We start from the raw sequence: 22,687 nt of genomic DNA, 5'->3' as shown, positions 1-22,687 counted from the left end.
ATGGATCCAGACCTGAAGCCCGCAGGGGCGTTCTCCGACCCGGATCTGAAAAAACGCGTCGTCTCGGCGCTCATTCTCATTCCCGTGGCGATCTTTACCGCCTGGCTCGGCGACTGGCCCTTCGCGCTGCTCTGGCTGCTGGGCGCCTGCCTCGTCCTTCTCGAATGGAACCGGCTCGTCCTGCCGGAGCAGCCGCGGGCGCTCTACTGGGCCGAGGTCGCCTGCCTCGTCGCGGCGCTCGCCTTCGAGCGCACCTTCGTCAATCCGGGTTTCGCGCTCATCGCCCTGGGCGTGGGGACGCTCGTCGCCATCCGGCTCAGCCCTGCCGGCCACAGCCGATGGGCCATTGCTGGCCTTCTCTATGCGGCGGCCGTCGTGCTGGGGCCGACGATCCTGCGCGACGACAATTCGCTCGGCTTTGCCGCCATCCTCTGGCTCTTCGCGGTGGTCTGGGGCACGGATGTGGCCGCCTATTTCGCTGGCCGTTCGATCGGCGGCCCGAAGCTGTGGCCGCAGCTCTCGCCGAAGAAGACCTGGGCCGGCTTCATCGGTGGCACCCTCGTCGGCACCGCCATCGCCCTTGCCGTCGTCCGCGTGGTGGGCATCCAGCCAACCCTCGGCCTTGCGCTTGCGACCTTCGCCATCGCGGCGCTCAGCCAGGCCGGCGACCTCTTCGAATCCTCGGTCAAGCGCCGCTTTGCCGCCAAGGATGCCGGTTCCATCATCCCCGGCCATGGCGGTGTGATGGACCGCCTCGACGGGTTCCTCGTCGCCGCCGTCGCTGCGGCAGCGCTCGGCCTCCTGCGCGGCGGTGCCGCCAATCCCGCCGCCGGCCTGCTGCTGTGGTGAGCCGATGCGCGCCCTGACCCTGCTCGGGGCCACCGGCTCCATCGGCACGAGCACGCTCGACATCGTCGGCCGGCACCGCGACCGATTCCGTATCGAGGCGGTCACCGCCAATGCCGATGCTGAAAAGCTCGCGACAATTGCCCGCGGGCACGGCGCGCGGCTCGCGGTTGTTGCCGATCCCGCCGCCTATGGTCGGCTGAAGGACCTGCTCGCCGGCACCGGTATCGCGGTGGCGGCCGGGCCCGCTGCGGTCGCCGAAGCTGCTGCGCGCCCCGCCGACCTCGTCGTCGGCGCCATCACCGGGGCGGCCGGCGTCGAGCCGGTTCTGGCGGCGATCGGGCAGGGGACCTGTATCGCCCTTGCCAACAAGGAGAGCCTGGTGGCTGCCGGCGACATGGTGATGGGCGCGGCCAAGCGCCGCGGCGTCACCATCCTGCCGATGGATTCCGAGCACAATGCCGTCTTCCAGGCGCTTGCCGGCTCGCGCCTCGATGACGTCGAAACCGTCTGGATCACCGCCTCGGGCGGCCCGTTCCGCACATGGGACGCCGCCGCCATCGCCGCAGCGCGGCCCGAGGACGCGCTCAAGCACCCGAATTACGCCATGGGCGCCAAGGTGACGGTGGATTCGGCAGGCCTCATGAACAAGGGGCTGGAGCTGATCGAGGCCTTCCACCTCTTCGGCCTGCCGGCCGACAGGCTGAAGGCCGTGGTCCATCCCCAGCAGGTCGTCCATGGCATGGTGGCCTACCGTGACGGCTCGATCGTCGCCCAGCTGGGCGCTGCCGACATGCGGGTGCCCATCGCCCATTGCCTCGGCTTCCCCGAGCGGATCGACGGGCCGTCGAAGCGGCTGAACCTCGCGGACATTGGCTCGCTGACCTTCGAGGAGCCGGATCTCGTGCGGTTTCCCTGCCTGCGTCTCGCCATCGCCGCGATGGCGGCAGGCGGCAGGGCGCCCACCGTGCTCAACGCAGCCAACGAGGTGGCGGTTGAGGCTTTCCTCGCCCGTCGCATCGGTTTCGGTGCGATTGCGGGTGTGGTGGAGGCGGTCCTCGAGGCCGAGGGCAATGGCCCCGCTCCGGCCACATTGGACGATTTATGGTTGATTGACCATGCCGCGAGAGAGCGGGCGCGTGCCACTATGCTTAACGCGCCCGCTGCGGCATCTTGAAAATCGGGAGGGTATGAGTCCGGACGCGTCCGGGCCCGTGCCCATGGGACAGATCGATGAACGCTGCTGCCGCACTCGGCGGATGGGGCCAGACCCTGATCTGGACCATCATTCCGTTTCTTTTCGTTCTGACGATCGTGGTTTTTGTCCACGAACTCGGCCATTTCTGGGTGGCGCGACGCAACGGCGTGCGTGTGGAAGCCTTCTCCATCGGCTTCGGGCGCGAACTCGTCGGCTTCAACGATCGCCACGGCACCCGCTGGAAGCTCTGCGCCATTCCGCTAGGCGGATACGTCAAGTTCTATGGTGACGCGGACGCCGCTTCGACGCCGGATTTCGACACGGCCAATGCCATGACGGAGGACCAGCGCTCTCAGAGCTTCTTCCACAAGACGCTCGGTCAGCGCGCCGCCATCGTCGCGGCCGGCCCCATCGCCAATTTCATCCTGGCCATCATCATTTTCGCTGGCGTTTTCACCATCTTCGGCAAGCCGATCACCTCACCCCGGGTTGAGACAATCGTTGCCGGCAGCGCCGCCGAACAGGCGGGTTTCCAGCCCGGCGACCTCGTGCTGACCATCAATGGTCGCGAGATCGAGAGCTTCTCCGATATGCAGCGCATCGTCGGGTCCAGTGCGGGGGCCTCGCTCGCGGTCGTGGTCGATCGCGGCGGTGACCGCCGCACGCTCACCGCCGTGCCGACGATCTTCGAGTTCAAGGACCGTTTCGGCGGCACCCATCGCATCGGCCGGCTCGGCATCTCCCGCTCGCACCAGCCCGGCGACACCCAGATTCGCCACTACGATCCGTTCACCGCCACCTGGATGGGCGTGACGGAGACCTGGTTCGTCATCGATCGTACCTTCGCCTATCTCGGCGGCGTGGTGATGGGCACGCAGAGTGCCGACCAGCTCGGCGGCCCCATCAGAATCGCCCAGGTCTCGGGTGAGGCGGCGCAGATTGGATTCGTCGCCCTGCTGAGCCTTGCCGCGCTCATCTCCGTCTCCATCGGGCTCCTCAATCTGTTCCCGATCCCCATGCTCGACGGCGGCCACCTTGTCTTCTACGCCATCGAGGCCGTGCGCGGCCGTCCGATGAGCGAAAAGTCGCAGGAAATGGCGTTTCGCTTCGGTTTGGCGCTGGTCCTCATGCTGATGATCTTCGCCACCTGGAACGACATCCGGGGGCTCGTCGGATGATGGCGGGCGTGGCGATCCGGCAACGGCCTTTCAAAAACCGGCGGTGCGGCGTCGGGGCGGTTTGCACTTCTGGGCAAACCGGATACAAGCGAACCGCCCGGGAGGGATCCACGGGTGGTTCGCGTTCGCGTGAAACCAACATACCCAACAGACAGGCGCGTGCTTCATGACTTCTTTCGCTCGGACGGTCCGAACGGTCGTGATCGCAGGAACGATGACCGCAGTGGGCGTGGTGATGGCCACGACATCGGGCGTGGTCCTTTCCTCGGCAGTCAACGCGCAGTCGGCCGCCTCGATCATCGTGCAGGGCAACCGCCGGATCGAGGCCGACACGATCCGCTCCTACTTCTCCGGTGGTGAACTGAGCGCCGCCCGCGTCGACGAGGGCATCAAGGCGATGTACGCCACGGGCCTGTTCCGCGACGTGCGCGTCAGCCGCCAGGGCGGCCGCCTCGTCGTTCAGGTCTCCGAGAACGAGGTCATCAACCGCGTTGTCTTCGAGGGCAACCGTCGCCTGAAGACCGACCAGCTCATGGGCGAGATTGAATCCAAGGCCCGCGGCACCTTCTCGCGCGCCATGGTCCAGTCCGACACCCAGCGCCTCTACGACCTCTATCGCCGCACCGGCCGCTACGAGGTCGAGATCACGCCGAAGACCATCGAGCAGCCGAATGGCCGCATCGACCTCGTCTTCGAGATCACCGAGGGCAAGAAAGCCTCGGTCCGCGCCATCAATTTCGTCGGCAACAACGCCTTCGGCCGCCAGCGCCTGCTGGACGTGATGTCGACGGCGGAGAGCGGCATTTTCTCTTGGCTCAAGTCCAACGACGTCTATGACGCTGATCGCCTCAACGCTGACCAGGAGGCGATCCGCCGCCTCTACCTGCGCAGCGGCTATGTCGACATGCGGGTGCTCTCGGCCCGTGCAGACTTTGACCAGGCCGCCAACGCCTTCACCATCTCCATCGAGATCGAGGAAGGTCCGCAGTATCGCATCGGCTCTGTGGATGTGCAGTCCAATATCCGCGACGTCGACGGTGCCACGCTGCGCGGCGCGGTGAAGACCCAACCCGGTGCCGTGTACAACGTCGAACTGGTCGACAAGTCGCTTGAGGATGTCACCCTTGAGGTCGCCCGGCGCGGCTACGCCTTCGCGGCGGTTCGTCCGCGCGGTGAGCGCGATCCTTCGACGCTGACGGTCAACCTCGTCTACGTGGTGGAAGAGGGCCCGCGTGTCTATGTCGAGCGCATTAACGTGCGCGGCAACACCCGTACCCAGGACCGCGTCATCCGCCGCGAGTTCGATATGGCCGAGGGTGACGCATACAATCGTGTGCTCGTTGATCGCGCCGAACGTCGTTTGAAGAACCTCGGCTTCTTCAAAGACGTGCGGATCACGACCGAGCCGGGTTCGGCCGCCGACCGCGTCATCGTCAATGTCGAGATTCAGGACCAGCCGACCGGCGCTTTCTCGATTGCCGGCGGTTATTCCACCTCGGATGGCTTCATCGCCGAGGCATCGGTCGAGGAGCGCAACTTCCTCGGCCGTGGTCAGTTCGTTCGCCTTGGGGGCACGTTCGGCCAGCGCTCAAGGGGCGTGAATTTCTCGTTCACCGAGCCCTTCCTGCTGGATTATCGCCTCGCCGGCGGGTTTGACATTTTCTACCGCCAGACCAACCGGTCGAGCTGGCAGCCGTTCCAGTCGACGTCGTATGGCGCGACGTTGCGCCTGGGCATTCCGATCACCGAGAACCTGGCTGTTCAGTTGCGCTACAGTGGCGTGTCTCAGCGGATCTCGATCCGCGATGATCAGGTGAACTGCTACACCGGCTACAATGGCCAGCTCAGCCGCTTCAATAACAACGGCAACGTCTCCTATTACGAAGCCACTGATCCGCGTGCTGTCGGAACCAACGAGGGTCTGGCTTACGTTCAGGCTGATGGTACCGTCGGGACGGGCGTCACGGCCAATCCATATTCTTGCTTGTCCGATGGCGAGACCTCGGTGGCGCTGCGTGCGATCAACAATCGTACGCGATTCATATCCATGCTCGGCTATTCGTTGATCTACTCGAATCTCGATCGGGCAACCAATCCGAGCCAGGGTCTCTATGCTGAGCTGCGGCAGGATTTTGCCGGTGCCGGCGGCAATGCGCGGTTCATTCGAACGACCTTTGAGTCCCGCTATTACCAGGACCTGTCCAACGACTGGATCGGTATGCTCCGTCTGCAGGCCGGTCATATCGGTGCCCTCGGCGGTCGACTTGACTCCGTCGACCAGTTTTTCATGGGTCCCGAACTGGTGCGAGGCTTCCAGACCGCGGGCATCGGGCCGCGTGACTTCGCGATCGCCAATGCGTCCGGCATTCTTGGTCGCCTCCCCGACGCGGTCGGCGGTACGATGTATTGGGGCGCCTCGGCGGAGGTCACATTCCCGATCTCCATCCTGCCGCGCGATTTCGGCATGCGCGGCGCGCTGTTCGCGGATGCCGGCTCGGTCTGGGGCTATAACAGCATCCGCTCGTTCAACACGGGTGGCGGCGTTCTCCCGGTGACGCTCGACGGTTCCGACGCCCACAAGATTCGTTCGGCCGTCGGTGTGGGCCTCCTCTGGAACTCGCCCTTCGGTCCGATCCGCTTCGACTATTCCTTCGTCCTGTCCAAGGCGAGGGGCGACCAGACGCAGGCCTTCCGCTTCTCGGGCGGCACGCGCTTCTGACCGTCGGCGTCCCGGCTTCTCGGGGCGCTGCGGTCCCCGGAGCGGGATCATCATGGCGGAACCTCAGTTCCTGATACCGGCCGAGGCGATGACCGTCGCCTCGGTCGCGTCTTTTCTGAAGGCCGAATGGGTCGGCGGCGACGGCGAGCGCGTCGTCCGGACTGTGTCTGCCCTGTCCAATGCCGGGCCGGACAGCCTGACCTTTCTCGACAATCCGAAATATGCCGGCCAGCTCGCTGTGACGCGGGCTGCTGCCTGTCTCGTCCATGCGCGCCAGCGCGACCTGGTGCCCGCGGACGTCGCGGCGATCATCGTGCCGCATCCGCATGCGGCCTTCGTGTCGGTCTCGCGGAGGCTTTACCCGCAGGCCCTGAAACCGCAGTCGCTGTTCGGCGCCACCGGAATTTCCCCGGGGGCGATGATCCACCCGACCGCTCGGCTCGAAAGCGGCGTCGTGGTCGATCCCGGCGTGGTCGTCGGGCCGCAGGCTGAGATCGGCTCCGGCACGGTGCTCGCTGCGGGTGCAGTCGTCGGTCCGGGCGTTCGCATCGGTCGCGACTGCGCCATCGGGCCGCATGTGTCGCTGACCCATGCCTTGCTCGGCAACCGGGTGATCCTCCATGCGGGCGTGCGGGTGGGCCAGGACGGGTTCGGCTTCGAGCTGGGGCGTGAAAGGCATGCCAAGGTCCCGCAGATCGGCCGCGTCATCATCCAGGACGATGTGGAGATCGGCGCCAACTCGACCGTGGACCGCGGCCATGTGCTCGACACGGTGATCGGCGAGGGCACGAAGATCGACAATCTCGTGCAGATCGCCCACAACGTCGAGATCGGCCGTCATTGCGTCATCGTCAGCCAGGTCGGCCTGTCCGGCTCGGCGCGGCTCGGCGATTTCGTCATGCTGGGCGGTCAGGTCGGCGTGAACAACCATGTGACGGTGGGCAGTGGCGCGCAGATTGCCGCCACCTCCATCGTCAAGGACGACGTGCCGGTGGGCGCACGCTGGGGCGGCAGGCCCGCCAAGCCGGTCCGCGACTGGTTCCGCGAGATCGCCGCATTGGAGCGGCTGGGCCGCGCACGGCCCGGTGAAAAGGACTGAGGGGAGGCAGCCAGCTGATGACCGAGACGACGACCAGCATCGATACGGCTGGGATCCGCGAGATCCTCAGCGTGCTACCGCACCGCTATCCGTTCCTGCTCATCGACAAGATCGTCGGGATTCGCGGGGACGAGTTCGGCATCGGCATCAAGAACGTGACGGTCAACGAGCCGCAGTTCATGGGCCATTTCCCGGGCAATCCCATCATGCCGGGCGTGCTGATGATCGAGGGCATGGCCCAGACCGGCGGCGTGATGGCGCTGACTTCGGTGGGCGGCACCGGCAAGCTGGTCTTCTTCATGACGATCGACAAGGCGAAGTTCCGCAAGCCCGTCACGCCCGGTGACAGGATCGAGTATCACATGACCAAGATCGCCAAGAAACGGAACATCTGGTTCTACCGCGGCGAGGCCATGGTGGACGGCAAGCTGGTGGCTGAGGCTGAGCTCTCGGCCATGCTGGCGGACGCTGCGTGATGTCGTCACGCGCCACCGAAGTCCATCCGCTTGCCTATGTCTCGCCCGCCGCCCGCTTGGGGCAGGGGGTGCGGATCGGTCCCTTCTGCACGGTCGGTGCCGACGTGACGCTCGGCGACGGCGTCGAGCTGGTCAGCCACGTCAATGTGGATGGCATCACCGCGATCGGCGCGCGCACGGTGGTGCATCCCTTCGCCTCGCTCGGCACGCCGCCGCAGGACATCTCCTACAAGGGCGAGGCGACCACGACTTCCATCGGCGAGGACTGCGTGATCCGCGAGAGCGTCACGGTCAACCGCGGCACGCCGAAGAGCGGTGCCACGGTGATCGGCGACCGCTGCTTCCTCATGGCCTATGCCCATGTCGCCCATGACTGCCGCGTCGGCAACAATGTAATCTTCGCCAATGCCGCGACGATCGGCGGCCATGTGAAGGTCGGCGATTTCGTCTTCCTCGGCGGCCTCTGCGGCGTCCATCAGTTCACGCGTATCGGTGATTTCGCCATGATTGGCGGCGTGACGGGCGTCAAGGACGACGTCATTCCCTATGGCATGGCCTTCGGCGCCAACGGCACGTCGGGCGAGCTGATCGGTCTCAATGTGGTCGGCATGAAGCGGCGTGGCCTCGCCCGCGACGACGTTCGCCAGGTTCGGGCCTGCTACGAGACGCTGTTCTACGGGGCCGGCACCTTCGCCGAGCGTCTGGCTGATGCGACCGCCGCCTATGCCGACCATCCCGCTGCGGGACGTCTCATCGCCTTCATCGCGGCAGAGGAGAAGCGGCCGATCATGATGGCGGCGCCGAAGAAGACCCGCGTCGCCGGCGGGGGCACCGCGCCCGCCGATGAGTGAGGCGACGCCGCTCGGGATCATTGCGGGGGCAGGAGCCTTTCCGCTCGCCCTTGCGCGGGCGGCCGAGGCACAGGGGCGGCCGGTTTTCGCCGTCCTGTTGAAGGGCATCGCCGGCAAGGAACTCGAGGCCTATCCCCATGCCTGGGTCGGCATCGGCCAGTTCGGCGCCATCTGCGCGCAGGCGCGACGAGCCGGCTGCCGTGATCTCGTTCTCATCGGTTCGCTGGTGCGACCGAACCTTTGGACCACAATCCCCGATCTCGGCGCGCTGAAGACGCTCCCGGAGGTGCTGCGCCTCTACCGCGGCGGCGACGACCACCTGCTCAGCGGCATCGCCCGGCTGTTCGAGCGCGAGGGGTTCCGGCTCGTCGGCGCCCATGAGGTCGCACCGGAACTGCTGATGCCGGAAGGACGGCTTGCCGGGCCTGAGCCCGATGCGGACGACCGCGACGACATCGCCATGGCACGCGCCGCCATTGCCGCCCTCGGACCCTACGATGTGGGGCAGGGCATCGTCATCGGCCGTCGGCGCATCGTCGCGGTTGAGGGCGCGGAAGGGACGGACGGGATGCTGGAGCGCTGCGCCGCAATGGTCGCCTCCGGCCGCATTCGCTGGGGCAAGGGCGTCGGCATCCTCGTCAAGGCGCCAAAGCCGCAGCAGGACCGGCGCATCGATATGCCGGCCATCGGTCCGGCGACGGTCGACAAGGCTGCCGCGGCGGGTCTGCGTGGCATCGCCGTTGTCGCCGGCTCGACGCTCGTCGTGGACATGGACGAGGTCGTGCGGCGCGCTGATCGGCAGGGCGTCTTCGTGCTCGGGGTCGGCGCGGAGGCGGAGCGATGAGCGAGGCCGCGGGGCCCCTCGACGTCTTCATCGTCGCGGGCGAGGAATCCGGCGATCAGCTCGGTGCCCATCTTATGGATGCGCTGAAGGCCCAGCACAACGCCCCGGTCGCCTTCCGCGGTGTCGGTGGCCCGCGCATGGAGCGACGCGACTTCGTTTCGCGCTTCCCCATGAACGAGATCGCGCTGTTCGGCATTACCTCGATCATCGTCCATATTCCCAACATCCTCCGCCGCGTGCGCGAGACGGTGGCGGAGATCGTCGCCCGACCGCCCGACGTGCTGGTCCTCGTGGACTGCCCGGGGTTCAACCGCCGTGTCGCGCGCGCGGTGCGCAAGGTGCGTCCCGATATTCCGATCGTCTTCTATGTCTCTCCGACCGTCTGGGCCTGGCGGCCGCGGCGGGCGGCGGAGATGCGGCCTTTCGTCGATCATCTCCTGGCGCTGCTGCCCTTCGAGCCGGAGGTGCATCGTCGCCTCGGTGGGCCGCCGACGACCTTTGTCGGCCATCCGATCTCAGAGCGCCTCGCGGATCTGCGGCCGGGCCCTGAGGACCAGGTGCGCCGGCAGGCCTCGCCGCCGCTGGTGCTGGTGCTGCCTGGCAGCCGGCGGCAGGAGATCACCCGGCTGTCACCGCTCTTTGCCGATGTGCTGGAGCGGGTGGAGGCGGCGCTGGGTCCAATCGACTGGGTGTTGCCGGCCGTGCCGCATCATCGCGGCCTGATCGCTGCGGAGGTCGCGCGCTGGCCAGTGAAGCCACGCATCGTCGATGGCGAGGAGGCGAAGTTTGCCGCCTTCCGCCAGGCGCGCGCAGCGCTGGCCTGTTCAGGCACGGTGACGCTGGAGCTTGCGGTGGCCGGCGTGCCCGAGGTCGTGAGCTATCGTACGGGTTGGCTGGAGGCGCAGATCGCGCGCCGCCTCATCACCACGGATACGGCGGTGCTGGCGAACCACGTCATCGGCGAGAAGGTGGTGCCGGAGTTCATCCAGGAATTTGGCACGCCTGAAGCCGTGGCGGCGGCTCTCGCCGGGATCATCACGGAGGGGCCGGACCGGCACGCCCAGCTTTCGGCCTTCGCCCGGCTCGACGCGGTCATGGACTTTGCCGGCGAGGAGCCGAGCACGAAGGCAGCCCGGATTGTCCTCGACACCTGGCGCGCCCGCCGTCGCTGAGGCGCGCCAGAGGTTTCTTCAGACCGTCAGCCACGAAAAAGGGGCGCCGAAGCGCCCCTTTGAACCCTTGCCGTGCGGCGATCTCACTTGCGGCGCGAGATCGGCACGTAATCGCGACGGGTTTCGCCGGTGTAGAGCTGGCGGGGACGGCCGATCTTCTGCTGCGGGTCCTCGATCATCTCCTTCCACTGCGCGATCCAGCCGACGGTGCGGGCCAGCGCGAAGAGGACGGTGAACATGTCGGTCGGGAAGCCCATCGCCTTGAGGGTGATGCCCGAATAGAAGTCGATGTTCGGGTAGAGCTTCTTCTCGACGAAGTAGCTGTCGGAAAGCGCGATGCGCTCCAGCTCCACCGCCACGTCGAGCAGCGGGTCGTCCTTGATGCCGAGCTCGCCGAGGACCTCGTGGCAGGTCTTCTGCATGATCTTCGCGCGCGGGTCGTAGTTCTTGTAGACCCGGTGGCCGAAGCCCATGAGGCGGAAGGGATCGTTCTTGTCCTTGGCCTTGGCGATGAACTTCGGGATGTTCTCGACGTGGCCGATCTCGCCGAGCATCTTCAGCGCGGCCTCGTTGGCGCCGCCATGGGCGGGGCCCCAGAGGCAGGCGATGCCGGCCGCGATGCAGGCGAAGGGGTTGGCGCCCGACGAGCCGGCGAGGCGGACCGTCGAGGTCGAGGCGTTCTGCTCGTGGTCGGCGTGCAGGATGAAGATGCGGTCCATGGCGCGGGCGAGGACCGGGTTCGGCTTGTAGTCCTCGGCCGGCACGGAGAAGCACATGCGCAGGAAGTTCGAGGCGTAGTCGAGCGAGTTCTGCGGGTACACGAAGGGCTGGCCGATCGAGTACTTGTAGGCCATGGCCGCAAGCGTCGGCAGCTTGGCGACGAGACGGATCGACGAGATCATCCGCTGCTGCGGATCGGCGATGTCGATGCTGTCATGGTAGAAGGCCGAGAGCGCGCCGACGGCCGCGACCATGACGGCCATCGGATGGGCGTCACGGCGGAAGCCGGTGAAGAAGCGCGACATCTGGTCGTGCACCATCGTGTGGTGCGTGACGCGGTAGTCGAAATCGGCCTTCTGGGCGGCGGTGGGCAGGTCCCCGTAGAGCAGCAGGTAGCAGGTCTCGAGGAAATCGCCGTGCTCGGCGAGCTGCTCGATCGGGAAGCCGCGATAGAGGAGCACGCCCTCGTCACCGTCGATATAGGTGATCTTGCTCTCGCAGCTCGCGGTCGAGGTGAAGCCCGGGTCATAGGTGAACATGCCCGTCTGGCCGTAGAGCTTGCCGATATCAACGGTCGACGGACCGACGGTGCCGTCTGAGACCGGCAGCTGGACCGTCTTGTCCCCGACGGTCAATGTCGCGGTCTTGGCATTTGCGGACATCGGCAACCCCTTGAATTTCCAGACTCTTTATATGTGCCCGCCCGAGGTGTGGAACACCCGTCGCGCCCCTTGTTCCGGATAGACGTTTTTCCGCAACGCGGCAAGCGCGTGCGGACCCTTAGGGCGGGCCCTCCGACCTATGTAGGATAAGGCGATGACAGGCTGACGGGGGTCAGGCGCGCATCTGGTCGGCAATGCGCGCAAGGCTCTCCTCGCGGCCGAGCACCTCCAGCACGTCGAAAATGCCGGGCGAGGTGGTGCGACCGGTCAGTGCGGCGCGCAGTGGCTGGGCGAGGGCGCCGAGCTTGACGCCCCGCGCCTCGGCCTCGGTCCGTACGGCGGCATCCGCGGCGGCCGCCGTCCAGTCGGCGAGGGCGGAGAGGCGGGCGTGCAGCGCGGCGAGATGGCCGCGGGCCTCGTCGGTGAGCAGGGCGCGCGCCTTGTCGTCCACGGCGAGCGGTCGCATGGCGAGGATGAAACCGGCGCCGTCGATGAGGTCAAGCACGGTCTTCGCCCGCTCCTTGATCCCGGGCATGGCCTTGAGAAGCTGGGCGCGGCGCGCCGGCGTCAGGGCGTCCTTCAGCGCCGTGCCGCCCTCGATATGCGGCAGGATCTCGTCGATGGCGGCGAGCAGCCGCTCGTCCGTGGCGTGACGGATGTAATGGCCGTTGATCGCTTCGAGCTTGGCGAAATCGAACCGTGCGGGTGAGCGGCCGATGGAGGAGAGGTCGAAGGCCTCGATCATCTCCTCGGTCGAGAAGATCTCCTGGTCGCCATGGCTCCAGCCGAGGCGGACGAGATAGTTGCGCAGCGCCTCGGGGAGGTAGCCGAGGGCGCGATACTGCTCAACGCCCAGGGCGCCGTGGCGTTTCGACAGCTTGGCGCCGTCCGGCCCATGAATGAGCGGGATGTGCGCCATGGCCGGCACCGGCCAGCCCAGCGCCTCGTAGATCTGCGTCTGGCGGGCGGCATTGGTGAGGTGGTCGACGCCGCGGATGATGTGGGTGATGCCCATGTCGTGGTCGTCGACGACGACGGCGTGCATGTAGGTGGGCGTGCCGTCCGAACGCAGCAGGACGAGGTCGTCGAGGTCCTTGTTGGGAATGACGACGCGGCCCTGGACGAGATCCTCGACCACCGTCTCGCCATCCTGGCGGGCTTTCAGACGGATCACAGGCTTGACGCCGGCCGGGGCCTCGGAGGGATCGCGGTCGCGCCAGCGGCCGTCATAGCGGGGCGGGCGGCCCTCCTTCATGGCGGTGGCCCGCATCTCCTCGAGCTCCTCCGGCGTCGCGTAGCAATGGTAGGCCTTGCCCGTGGCGAGGAGCTGGCGGGCGACCTCGGCATGACGCTCGGCGCGGGCGAACTGGAAGATCGTCTCCTCGTCCCAGGCGAGGCCCAGCCAGGCCAGGCCGTCGAGGATGGCGTCGATGGCCTCGGTGGTGGAGCGCTGGCGGTCGGTGTCCTCAATGCGCAGCAGCATCTTGCCGCCGGTCTTGCGGGCATAGAGCCAGTTGAACAGCGCGGTGCGCGCACCGCCGATGTGCAGGAAGCCCGTCGGGGAGGGGGCGAAACGGGAGACGACGGTCATGATTCTTCCGAAGACGACAGGACGGGCCGGGCGAGACTAGGCTTCAGGCCCGAAAGCGCGTCGGCTTAGCATGCCGGCACGGGAATGGGGAGCGCCCTGTGGCGAGCGACCATGTGTCGACCGTCTCGTCGGTATGCGCCGCGCCGGGAGGCGGGCGGTGAGGCCGCGGGCCCGGGCCGTGGCGGTCGCCGCTGGCTTGCGCGCCGCGGCCGGGACCCGTCACGGGCTCGGCCTCGCCGCAATCGGCGCGCGACTGTCGGGATGGTGGGCGCTGGAGCTGGAGCGTGGCCGCGGCTTCCTGTTCCTGCCGGTGGCGATGGGCGCCGGTATCCTCCTCTACTTCGCGGCTCCGGACGAACCGTCGCTCGTCGCGTCACTCCTGCTCGCCGCGGCAAGCGCGCTGGCAGCCTTCGTCCTGCGGCAGCGCCACGGTGCTGCGCTGGTCATGACCGCGATCGCGGCCATGGCCATCGGGTTTGCGGCGGCCGCGACGCGCACGGCGCTCGTCGCCCATCCCGTGCTTCGCGCTGAGACCCAATCCGTGTCTGTCTCGGCCTGGGTCGAGGCGGTCGAGCGGCGCGAGACCGGTGACCGGCTGACGCTGCGGGTCCGCAGCCTCACGCCTGCTCCCGATCCCGCACCGGACCGCATCCGCGTCACCAGCCGTAGTGCGACGGGCGTGACCACCGGGCAGGCGGTGCTGCTGACGGTTCGGTTGCGCCCGCCGGCCGACCCGGCCGCGCCCGGCCAGTATGATTTCGGCCGCGATGCATGGTTCGCCGGCTATGGCGCCACCGGGTTCATCATCGGCCAGGTCAGGGCAGGCGAGGCGGGCGAGGCCCCCTTCGGCGTGACCTTGAGGGCGCGGCTCGACGCCGTCCGCCAGGCCATCAGTGACCGCATCCGCTCGGCGATCCCTGGCGCGTCCGGTGCGATCGCCGACGCGCTCGTCACCGGCAAGCGCGACGGCATCCCTGAAGGGCTCAACGAGGCTATGCGGGCCGCCGGCACCTATCACATCCTGTCGATTTCCGGCTTCCACATGGCGCTGGTGGCGGCCCTCATCTTCGGCATTGTCCGAGGTGGCCTCGCCCTTGTCCCGGCCATTGCGCTGCGCCACCGCGCCAAGGCCTGGGCGGCCTTCGTCGCCCTGGTGGTGGCGACCATCTATCTGGTCATTTCAGGCGCGGAGGTCGCGACACAGCGCTCCTGGATCATGATCGCCGTGGTCCTCGTCGGCGTCATGCTCGACCGGGGAGCGCTGACGCTCCGGACGCTCGCCATCGCGGCGCTGGTGGTCCTGCTGGTGGCGCCAGAGAGCCTGCTCGGCCCGAGCTTCCAGATGTCCTTCGCCGCCACACTGGCGCTGATCGCCGGCTATGTGTCGCTGCGGCCCTTCGCCGAAGCTCACGCCGATGCGCCGGCAGGCCTCGGCCGCGTGCTGCTCATGGCCACGAACGGCGTCGCCGGCCTCGCGACCAGTTCCTTCGTCGCCTCGCTCGCCACGACGCCCTATGCGGCACATCACTTCAACACCGTTCACCTCTATGGCGTGGCGGGGAACCTGCTCGGTGCGCCGGTCATCGAGTTTTTCGTCATGCCGCTGGAGATCCTGGCGCTGATGCTCTGGCCCTTCGGCTGGGACAAGCCGGTCTGGGCGCTCGCCGGATTGGGTATCGATCTCTTCGTCCGGGTGGTGGAATGGGTCGCGTCCTGGCCCGGCGGCAAAGTCATCGTGCCGGAGACGCGGCCGGCCGCATTGCTTGTCCTGTCGCTGGGGCTTGTGCTGGTCGCTGCGCTGTCGACCCCGCTGCGCTGGGTCGGTGCGCCGCTCGTGCTCCTCGGCCTGCTGGCCGCTCCCCACGGCCGGCCGCCGCTGGCGCTCGTCGATGGCGACGGCGCCACGGTTGCGGCCCGCGCCCCGGACGGGACGCTCAGGCTGGTGTCGCGGCGCGGCAGCCGGTTCGCGGTCCAGCGCTGGCTGCTCGCCGAAGGCGACCGCCGCAACGCGGCTGAGGAGAGCCTGCAGCAGGGCGTGCGATGCGATGCGCTCGGCTGCGCCATGCCACTTGCGGGAGGTGGGCGCATCGCGGTTCCTCTCCATCCCGACGCGCTCGCCGATGATTGCCGGGAGGCGCGGCTGGTGGTGACCCGTTTCGCGCCGCCGGAGGGCTGCGGCGCGGTGATCCTCGATCTCGCCGCCATTCGCTGGACCGGGGCGATCAGGCTCCGGCAGACCGGAGGGAATTGGGAGGTCGAGGTGGCACGGCCTGCTTCGGGAACACGGCCCTGGCATCGGGCGCGGCCGGCTGGGCCGGCACCGCAGGTGCTGCGGCTGCCCGAAACCGGATCACGGCCGCCTCCGTCACCTGCCCCCGCAACCGGCGAGATGACCGAGGAGAGCGATGCCGAGGCTCCGCTCGCTCAATAGCGGCGGATCAGTCCGACCAGCTTGCCCTGGATGCGGACGCGGTCGGGGCCGAGGACCCGCGTCTCGTAGGCCGGGTTCGCCGCCTCGAGCGCGATGGAGGTGCCGCGCTTGCGCAGGCGCTTCAGCGTCGCTTCCTCGTCGTCAATGAGCGCCACGACGATGTCGCCGGTCTCGGCCGTGTCGCCCTTGCGGATAAGGGCGAGGTCACCTTCGAGAATGCCGGCCTCGATCATCGAATCGCCGCGCACTTCGAGCGCATAGTGCTCGCCCCGGGAGATCATCTCGGGCGGCACTGACACGGTCGACATGCGCTGCTCGATGGCCTCGCGCGGCACGCCGGCGGCGATACGGCCCATGAGCGGCACGGCGACCGGCATGACGGTGTCGTCATCCACGGGCTGCGGACGGGCGCGGCCGAGAGAGCCCTCGATGACGCTCGGCGAGAACTTGCCGCGGGCGGTGGAGGGGCCGGCCGACTGCTCGGGCTGGCGGATGATCTCGAGGGCGCGGGCGCGGTTCGGCAGGCGGCGGATGAAGCCGCGCTCCTCCAGCGCGGTGATCAGCCGGTGGATGCCGGACTTGGACTTCAGGTCCAGCGCCTCCTTCATCTCGTCGAAGGAGGGGGGCACCCCGGTCTCCTTCAGCCGCTCCTGGATGAAGCGAAGAAGCTCGTGTTGCTTGCGCGTCAGCATCGGAAACCGCCCCTGAATGTCACTGGCCCGAATCGAACGAACAGACCATGAACAATCACTATCTGTTCTATGTGTGTTCTGCAACCGTTGAGATTTCGTGAAGGCTCAGCGCGGCAGCCGGACGATGCGGCAGGGATCACCCTGGCGGGCGGCCGGGGCATGGGCCGGGCGCAGGATGAGGGCGTCTGCCTCGGCGAGGACGCGGATCATCGAGGAATCCTGAACCGGGAAGGGCGTCGCGACGAGGCGGCCATCCGTCTCGATCACACGGGCGCGCAAATGATCGGCGCGAAGATCATTAGCCGGCACATCGGCACCAAGCACAGCGGCTGCGGTGGTGGGGCCGTTGACAAGACGCCCTGCGAGCCGGGCGATGAGCGGCTCGAGGAACAGCATCGCGCAGACGAAGGAGGCGACGGGATTGCCCGGCAGGCCGAGGAGCCGCGTGGCGCCGAGATCCGCCATCATCAGCGGCTTGCCGGGACGCATGGCGATCTTCCAGAAGCCGAGTTCTCCGCCTTCGTGGCGGATGACCTCGCGCATGAGGTCATATTCGCCGACCGAGGCGCCGCCGGAGGTGACGAGGATGTCGTGGCCGCCGTCGCGGGCATCCCGGACCCGGGACAGTGTCGCCTCGAGCCGGTCCGGCGCAATGCCGAGATGGGTGACATCCGCGCCGGCGCGGCGGGCGATGGCGGCGATCGCGAGGGCATTCGACGAGACGATCTGGTTTGGCCCCGGAGCGGTGCCGGGCTCGACCAGCTCGTCGCCGGTGGAGAGGATGGCGACGCGCGGCCGGCGATGGACGGGTACGGATGCGTGGTTCATCGCCGCCGCGAGGGCGAGGCTGCGCGGGTTCATCACTGTCCCGGCGGGAAGGCCCGTGACGCCCGCGGTGAAATCGAGGCCGCGGCGGCGGATGAACTGGCCGGCCCGTGCGGTCCGGTCGATGATGACCGTGTCGCCATCGCGGGACGTGTCCTCCTGCATGACGACCGCATCGGCGCCGTCGGGAATCGGCGCGCCGGTGAAGATGCGCGCGGCCTGACCGTCGCCGACCTCACCGGGGAACCCACGGCCAGCGGCAGCCTCACCGACCACCGTCAGGCGGCCCGGCAGGTCGGCCGCGCGAAGGGCATAGCCATCCATGGAGGACATGTCCTCCGGTGGCTGGCTACGTGACGCGACGAGATCGCGGGTCAGCACACGGCCGTCGCAATCGGCGACGGGGATCCATTCCTCGGGAAGGGGCGATGCGCCGTCGAGCACACGCGCCAGGGCCTCTTCGACGGGGAGGAGGCCGGCCATGGTCACTCCGCCCGGAACGTGCCGGAGGAGCCGCCTGTCTTTTCCTGCAGCTGCACGGCCTCGATCCGCATGCCGCGGTCGACCGCCTTCACCATGTCGTAGACGGTGAGGCAGGCGACGGACACGGCGGTGAGCGCCTCCATCTCGACGCCAGTCTGGCCGGAGACCTTCACCGTCGCCGTGACGCGGACGCCGGGCAGGGTGTCGTCCGGCACCACGTCGACCGCGACCTTGGTGAGGAGGAGCGGGTGGCAGAGTGGGATGAGTTCATGGGTGCGCTTGGCGGCCATGATGCCGGCAAGGCGGGCGGTGCCGAGCACGTCGCCCTTCTTGGCATCGCCAGCCCGCACGATGGCGAGGGTCTCGGGCTTCATCACCACGCGGCCGACCGCCACGGCGGTCCGGTCCGTCGCCGGCTTTGCCGAGACATCGACCATGTTCGCCTGGCCGCTGGAGTCGAGATGGGTGAGCGTCGTTCCCTGTGCCATGACCTGCCCTTAGCCGCTGACGCGGCGCGCCGCAACGGCTCGCACGGCCGGTCGGTTCAGCTCGCGGCGGCCGGTGTCGCCTGTTCCGCCGCAGCCTGCCGGATCGCACCGGCGATCGTTTGCGGATCCTCGGCCCCGGCAATGCCATAGCGACCGCCGACGATGAAGAAGGGCACGCCGGTGATGCCGATCTTCTGGGCTGAGGCGATGTCGCGCTCGGTGCGCTCGACATCGGCTTCGGAGGCGAAAAGTTCGGCGAGAAGGGCGCTGTCGAGGCCGGCGGAGGCGCCGATCTCGGCGAGCACGGCGGGATCGGAGAGGTTGCGCCCCTCGACGAAGAAACCCTTGAACAGCGCCTCGACAACCGCACCCTGCGCGCCGCCGGCCCGCGCCCAGAGGATCATGCGGTGGGCGTTCAGCGTATTGGGTGCCACCTCGATGGCGTCGAAGTCGAAGGCAATGCCCTCATCGGCGCCGATGCCGGTGAGCCGCTCATGGATCTGCCGGATGCGGTCGGGATCCCCGAACTTCTTGAGCATGTAGGACTTGCGCGGCTCACCCTCGGCGGGCAGGTCCGGCGCGAGCTGGTAGGGCCGCCAGCGGATGTCGACGGCCACGTCCGGAACCAGCTCCAGGGCCTTTTCGAGCCGCCGCTTGCCGACGAAGCACCAGGGGCAGACGACGTCCGACACCACGTCGATCGTCAGAACGGGGGAAGGGGTGGCATCCATCGGCGGGCTCCCGGAAGAAAGCCGCCAGCTTAGTACCCTGCGGCGGCCCGCGCCACGCTCAAGAGTTGCGCCAGTGCAGAATGCGCGTCGCCCAGCGGATCGAGGATCCCCTCGGGGTCCTTGATGCTGGCCTCCTTGGGCCGGGTGTCCTCGAAGGGGAGCTGGCCGGTCTGGCGGGTGCCGCCGGGGATGGCGAGGGGCGTGAGCCCGCTTTCGACCAGCCGCGCCGCGAGGCCGACAATGGCGCGGCCATCGCCGACAATGCCGGCGACACGTTCACCCAGGAGCGGATCAGGGCGGATCACCGGGGCGATCTCGCCGCCCGCCTCGGCATAGGCACCGCGGATGGCCGCCTCGGCGAAGCGGCGGCCGCCGATGGAGACGACGCCGGCCTCGCGCGAGCCGATGGCGATGCTGCGGGTTGCCTTGTCGGCGGCCGCAGGCATGCCGGTGGCGCGGAAGCCTGACGGATCGGTGGACCAATAGGGCGGCTGGCCGTTCTCGGCACCCGGCGGGAAGGCGTGGACCGGCACCATGGCGCCCCGCAGGGCAAGCTCGCCGTCGGGCCCGACGCGTGTCTCGACGAGGACGGGCGACTGGCCGCTGCCGGAGGTGTGGGTGTCGGGGCCGAGGGTGATGGTGCCGCCGGTCCCGCGCAGGCCCCGTGCCACGGCGGTCTCGCCGATGCCGTAGAACACATCGACCATCAGGCCTTCCTCCGCGGCGGCAGCAAAGCTGTCAGCCGAGACGGGCCGGCGCGCCAGGAGCGCGAGGTGGCGCAGCTGTGGCCGCTCGGCGAGCGGCGCTGCGACCACATACTCGCCGAGGGCAACAGGCAGCACCGCATGGGTGACGCCGTCGGGGGCGAGGCGATCGCGGATGATGCGCGGGGCGAGCGGCGGATGGGCGACCAGCGTGCCGCCCGCCATGAGCCAGGGCACGATCTGCAGGGCGATGCCGGCGAAACCGTCCGGGGCGAGCGCGCCGGCGAAGACGGAATGCTCGTCGGGCACGCCGGCGACATAGGCGGCAAGGCCTCCCGCCACGACCTCGTTGTGGCTGCGGGCGACCGCAATATGTCCCTCAGCTACGGCATCGGCGGTGACGATGGCGACGTGATCAGCGGCATTGCCGGTGCGTTCGATATCGACCCGGTCCGCGACAGTCGGGTCCGTCATCACGTCGTCGAGCGGGATCACGCCATCCAGGACGGGGCCACCGAGCGACAAGACGAAGCGCACCGAGAAGGTTTCGGCCGCAGCGTAGCGCATGATGTCGGCGGACTCGACCGGACCGATGCGGCCCGCCGTCAGCACGGCGCGGGCCCCAAGGCGCTGAAGATGGGCCGAGACCTCGCGCCGGCCCCAACCAAGCGGCAGGGGGGCGGCGATGCAGCCGGACCGCAGGATGGCGAGCAGGGCGATGACGGCATCGCAGGACATGGCGAACTGCGTCGCCACCACGGCGTCCGTGGGCAGGCCCATCTGCCGCAGCCGGCCGGCCAGGGCGTCGACCAGACCGTCGAGCTCACTCCAGGAATAGTGACGCGCCTCGCCGCCGATGAGATGCGGACGGTTGGGGGCATCGGCGAGGGCACGCGAGTGGGGGCGGATCTCGGCGGCACGGCGCAACAGTGCATCGAGCGTGGCATGGCCCGCCACCCCCGCCGCTCCGTCCTTTCGCCCCTTGCCGAGTATCACCGACCGACAGCCCCACCGGCGTCACGACGCCACCACGTCTCTACGAGATAGCCGAAAAGAGATGATTCGGCAGGCGTCCCCACATGGTTCCAGCGGGCGATCCACTGCGCCGGCTGATGGAAGAGCGGCACCCAGTAGAAGCCGCCGGTGACGACCCGGTCGAGGGCGCGGGCGGCGGTGACGAGGTCGCCGCGGCTGCGTGCCTCGACAATGGCAGCGACGAGCCGCTCGACAGCCGGGTCGGTGATCCCCGGAAGGTTGCGGCTGCCCGGGGTCGAAGCAGCATTGACCCCCCAATAGAAGGCCTGCTCGTTGCCCGGCGAGAGCGAGGTGTTCCACCAGCGGTAGTCGACCATGTCGAAGTCAAAGTCGCGCAGGCGGCGGTCATATTGCACCGCATCGACATTGCGGACGCTCATCCGGATGCCGGCGCGCTGCACGAAGCGCTGGAAGGTGAGGGCGAGGCGCTCCTGATCGCGGGTGGCAACCAGGAACTCGAAGGCGAGCGGCTGGCCGTCGCGGCCCTTCAGCACGCCGCTATCGAGCCGGTAGCCGGCTTGCCCGAGGAGGGCGAGCGCCTGTCGCAGCCTGTTCCGGTCAGCGCCCGTGCCGTCCGAGACCGGCACAGCATATGTTCCGTCAAGCAAGTCGGCGCGAACAGTGGCGCCGACGGAGGCGAGGAGCCGCCGCTCCGCCGCATCGGCAGGCCGCGCGCGGGCTGACAGCTCCGAGCCCTCGAACAGTGACTGGCTGCGCTCGAAGCCGTCGGCATAGAGGGTCCGGTCGGTCCATTCGAAGTCGAAGAGAAGGCCTAGCGCTTCGCGCACTCTGACATCCTCGAACACGGCCCTGCGGGTGTTCATGACGAGGCCGCGGATGCCCTTCGGCGTGCCCTGTCGGATCGTGTCGCGGATAACGCGGCCGTCGCGCATCGCCGGAAAGTCATAGCCGGAGGCCCAACGGCCGGGGTCGGTCTCGACGCGAACATCGACCAGGCCCTTCTTGAAGGCCTCGAACAGGGTGTTGCCGTCCCGGTAGAAGTCGAAGCGGACCTCATCGACATTGTGCAGGCCGCGGTTAATGGCGAGGTCTGCGCCCCACCACGTCGGGTCGCGGCGGAAGGTCACGCTTTCGCCGGCGCGCAGCTCGGTGATCGTATAGGGGCCGGAGCCGACCGGCGGCGTCAGCGTCGTCTCCTCGAAGGTTTCAGGATCGACAGCATGCCGCGGCAGGACCGGCAAGAGCCCGAGGATGAGCGGCAGTTCGCGGTCGCCAGCGCCGGCAAGGTCGAAGCGGATCGTATGGCTGTCGATGAGGTCTACCCGCGCCACCTTGCGGAAATAGGTGCGGTGGTTCGGTCGTCCTCGCTCGCGCAACAGGTCGAAGGAGAAGCGCACGTCCTCGGCGGTGACGGGGCGTCCGTCGGAGAAGCGGGCGCGGCGATCGACGTGAAAGATCACCCAGGAGCGGTCCTCTGGCACTTCGAGGCCGGCGGCGACCTGCGGATAGAGCGTGAACGGCTCGTCATAGGAACGCTGCATCAGCGTCTCCCAGACATAGGAGCGTGCGCCCGGCACGGCCAGGCCGCGGACAACGAAGGGGTTCAGCGTGTCGAAGGTGCCCTGGACGCCGAGGACGAAGCGGCCACCCTTCGGCGCATCTGGATTGACGTAACGGCGATGGGCGAGGGCGGCGGTGGCTGCCGGCTCGCCGTGCATGGCAATGGCCTCGCGCATGGGCAGGCGCGCGAAGTCGCCAGCGCCGGCGACCGTCGCGGGCAGCAGAAGGATGGCGGCGAGGGCGAGGAGGCGGTGCAGCATGGGTCCTGTCTGCAAAGACTGCGCGGCAGCCTAGCACGGGCCATGGTGATTCCGGCTTTTCAACGCAAGGGCGAGCCGCTATCAACCGCCTCCGAGGCTCGCGCCACCATGTCGCCACGTTCCACGGCGAAAGAGCGCGACCGCTCCGACTCATCAAGGTC

At 68.2% G+C, this 22,687-nt stretch carries 18 protein-coding genes; 10 read left to right on the top strand and 8 right to left on the bottom strand.

The window, feature by feature from the left end:
• From O9344_RS15730 to lpxB, 9 genes are all read left to right on the top strand, one after another.
• Entirely contained in the window at positions 1–849 is an 849-nt protein-coding gene (locus tag O9344_RS15730; RefSeq protein ID WP_298479317.1) for a phosphatidate cytidylyltransferase, read from the top strand.
• A gap of 4 nt (positions 850–853) precedes the next feature.
• Entirely contained in the window at positions 854–2,023 is a 1,170-nt protein-coding gene (gene dxr / locus O9344_RS15725) for a 1-deoxy-D-xylulose-5-phosphate reductoisomerase (RefSeq protein WP_298479314.1), read from the top strand.
• Between the two features lie 56 nt (positions 2,024–2,079).
• Positions 2,080–3,222 carry an RIP metalloprotease RseP gene (gene rseP / locus O9344_RS15720; protein WP_298479311.1) on the top strand — a complete coding sequence of 381 codons (1,143 nt, stop codon included), beginning with the start codon at positions 2,080–2,082 and terminating at the stop codon, positions 3,220–3,222.
• A gap of 214 nt (positions 3,223–3,436) precedes the next feature.
• Positions 3,437–5,941, top strand: coding sequence for an outer membrane protein assembly factor BamA (gene bamA, locus O9344_RS15715; protein WP_298479308.1), 2,505 nt, complete (start codon positions 3,437–3,439; stop codon positions 5,939–5,941).
• Between the two features lie 52 nt (positions 5,942–5,993).
• Entirely contained in the window at positions 5,994–7,040 is a 1,047-nt protein-coding gene (lpxD, locus tag O9344_RS15710; protein WP_298479305.1) for a UDP-3-O-(3-hydroxymyristoyl)glucosamine N-acyltransferase, read from the top strand.
• A 17-nt stretch (positions 7,041–7,057) separates the two neighbouring features.
• Positions 7,058–7,516 (top strand): 3-hydroxyacyl-ACP dehydratase FabZ, encoded by a 459-nt coding sequence (gene fabZ, locus O9344_RS15705; protein WP_298479302.1) that lies wholly within the window; start codon positions 7,058–7,060, stop codon positions 7,514–7,516.
• Entirely contained in the window at positions 7,516–8,367 is an 852-nt protein-coding gene (gene lpxA, locus O9344_RS15700; protein WP_298479299.1) for an acyl-ACP--UDP-N-acetylglucosamine O-acyltransferase, read from the top strand. Before fabZ ends, lpxA begins: the two co-directional genes overlap by 1 nt.
• Positions 8,360–9,211, top strand: coding sequence for a UDP-2,3-diacylglucosamine diphosphatase LpxI (gene lpxI, locus O9344_RS15695; RefSeq protein ID WP_298479296.1), 852 nt, complete (start codon positions 8,360–8,362; stop codon positions 9,209–9,211). The genes lpxA and lpxI overlap by 8 nt, the downstream gene beginning before the upstream one ends.
• A complete protein-coding gene (gene lpxB, locus O9344_RS15690; protein ID WP_298479293.1) occupies positions 9,208–10,383 on the top strand; it encodes a lipid-A-disaccharide synthase in 1,176 nt (391 codons plus the stop codon). Before lpxI ends, lpxB begins: the two co-directional genes overlap by 4 nt.
• A gap of 83 nt (positions 10,384–10,466) precedes the next feature.
• Here the strand turns inward: lpxB and gltA are convergent, their stop codons facing one another.
• Together gltA and gltX are read right to left on the bottom strand one after the other, a co-directional pair.
• A complete protein-coding gene (gene gltA / locus O9344_RS15685; RefSeq protein WP_298479290.1) occupies positions 10,467–11,765 on the bottom strand; it encodes a citrate synthase in 1,299 nt (432 codons plus the stop codon).
• Between the two features lie 172 nt (positions 11,766–11,937).
• Complete coding sequence (gltX, locus tag O9344_RS15680; protein ID WP_298479287.1) at positions 11,938–13,356, bottom strand: glutamate--tRNA ligase; 1,419 nt, start codon at positions 13,354–13,356, stop codon at positions 11,938–11,940.
• Positions 13,357–13,534: 178 nt separating this feature from the next.
• On the opposite strand from gltX, the gene O9344_RS15675 reads away from it, so the two are divergent.
• Positions 13,535–15,787 carry a ComEC/Rec2 family competence protein gene (locus O9344_RS15675; protein WP_298479284.1) on the top strand — a complete coding sequence of 751 codons (2,253 nt, stop codon included), beginning with the start codon at positions 13,535–13,537 and terminating at the stop codon, positions 15,785–15,787.
• Here O9344_RS15675 and lexA read toward each other — a convergent pair.
• The 6 genes from lexA to O9344_RS15645 all read right to left on the bottom strand — a co-directional run bounded on the left by lexA (position 15,781) and on the right by O9344_RS15645 (position 22,526).
• A complete protein-coding gene (lexA, locus tag O9344_RS15670) occupies positions 15,781–16,479 on the bottom strand; it encodes a transcriptional repressor LexA (RefSeq protein ID WP_298479281.1) in 699 nt (232 codons plus the stop codon). The genes O9344_RS15675 and lexA overlap by 7 nt on opposite strands.
• Positions 16,480–16,584: 105 nt before the next feature.
• The gene (gene glp / locus O9344_RS15665) at positions 16,585–17,787 is read right to left on the bottom strand and encodes a gephyrin-like molybdotransferase Glp (RefSeq protein WP_298479278.1); all 1,203 of its coding nucleotides are present in this window, start codon (positions 17,785–17,787) and stop codon (positions 16,585–16,587) included.
• A 2-nt stretch (positions 17,788–17,789) separates the two neighbouring features.
• A complete protein-coding gene (gene moaC / locus O9344_RS15660) occupies positions 17,790–18,275 on the bottom strand; it encodes a cyclic pyranopterin monophosphate synthase MoaC (protein WP_298479275.1) in 486 nt (161 codons plus the stop codon).
• A 56-nt stretch (positions 18,276–18,331) separates the two neighbouring features.
• A complete protein-coding gene (locus O9344_RS15655; RefSeq protein ID WP_298479272.1) occupies positions 18,332–19,006 on the bottom strand; it encodes a DsbA family oxidoreductase in 675 nt (224 codons plus the stop codon).
• A gap of 29 nt (positions 19,007–19,035) precedes the next feature.
• Complete coding sequence (locus tag O9344_RS15650) at positions 19,036–20,667, bottom strand: class I adenylate-forming enzyme family protein (protein WP_298479269.1); 1,632 nt, start codon at positions 20,665–20,667, stop codon at positions 19,036–19,038.
• A gap of 35 nt (positions 20,668–20,702) precedes the next feature.
• Complete coding sequence (locus O9344_RS15645; protein ID WP_298479266.1) at positions 20,703–22,526, bottom strand: extracellular solute-binding protein; 1,824 nt, start codon at positions 22,524–22,526, stop codon at positions 20,703–20,705.
• Between the last annotated feature and the right edge of the window lie 161 nt (positions 22,527–22,687).

The organism is Phreatobacter sp. (assembly GCF_027532945.1).
Classification (GTDB): Bacteria; Pseudomonadota; Alphaproteobacteria; order Rhizobiales; family Phreatobacteraceae; genus Phreatobacter.
This window is presented reverse-complemented; position numbering and strand designations above follow the sequence as displayed.

Excerpts from the sequence above, each read along its gene's own strand:
- fabZ (WP_298479302.1), top strand. The coding sequence starts at position 7,058 with ATGACCGAGACGACGACCAGCATCGATACGGCTGGGATCCGCGAGATC.
- bamA (WP_298479308.1), top strand. The coding sequence starts at position 3,437 with ATGACCGCAGTGGGCGTGGTGATGGCCACGACATCGGGCGTGGTCCTT.
- lpxB (WP_298479293.1), top strand. The coding sequence starts at position 9,208 with ATGAGCGAGGCCGCGGGGCCCCTCGACGTCTTCATCGTCGCGGGCGAG.
- dxr (WP_298479314.1), top strand. The coding sequence starts at position 854 with ATGCGCGCCCTGACCCTGCTCGGGGCCACCGGCTCCATCGGCACGAGC.
- glp (WP_298479278.1), bottom strand. The coding sequence starts at position 17,787 with ATGGCCGGCCTCCTCCCCGTCGAAGAGGCCCTGGCGCGTGTGCTCGAC.
- gltA (WP_298479290.1), bottom strand. The coding sequence starts at position 11,765 with ATGTCCGCAAATGCCAAGACCGCGACATTGACCGTCGGGGACAAGACG.
- O9344_RS15645 (WP_298479266.1), bottom strand. The coding sequence starts at position 22,526 with ATGCTGCACCGCCTCCTCGCCCTCGCCGCCATCCTTCTGCTGCCCGCG.
- gltX (WP_298479287.1), bottom strand. The coding sequence starts at position 13,356 with ATGACCGTCGTCTCCCGTTTCGCCCCCTCCCCGACGGGCTTCCTGCAC.
- O9344_RS15655 (WP_298479272.1), bottom strand. The coding sequence starts at position 19,006 with ATGGATGCCACCCCTTCCCCCGTTCTGACGATCGACGTGGTGTCGGAC.
- lexA (WP_298479281.1), bottom strand. The coding sequence starts at position 16,479 with ATGCTGACGCGCAAGCAACACGAGCTTCTTCGCTTCATCCAGGAGCGG.
- lpxA (WP_298479299.1), top strand. The coding sequence starts at position 7,516 with ATGTCGTCACGCGCCACCGAAGTCCATCCGCTTGCCTATGTCTCGCCC.
- rseP (WP_298479311.1), top strand. The coding sequence starts at position 2,080 with ATGAACGCTGCTGCCGCACTCGGCGGATGGGGCCAGACCCTGATCTGG.
- O9344_RS15730 (WP_298479317.1), top strand. The coding sequence starts at position 1 with ATGGATCCAGACCTGAAGCCCGCAGGGGCGTTCTCCGACCCGGATCTG.
- lpxD (WP_298479305.1), top strand. The coding sequence starts at position 5,994 with ATGGCGGAACCTCAGTTCCTGATACCGGCCGAGGCGATGACCGTCGCC.
- lpxI (WP_298479296.1), top strand. The coding sequence starts at position 8,360 with ATGAGTGAGGCGACGCCGCTCGGGATCATTGCGGGGGCAGGAGCCTTT.
- moaC (WP_298479275.1), bottom strand. The coding sequence starts at position 18,275 with ATGGCACAGGGAACGACGCTCACCCATCTCGACTCCAGCGGCCAGGCG.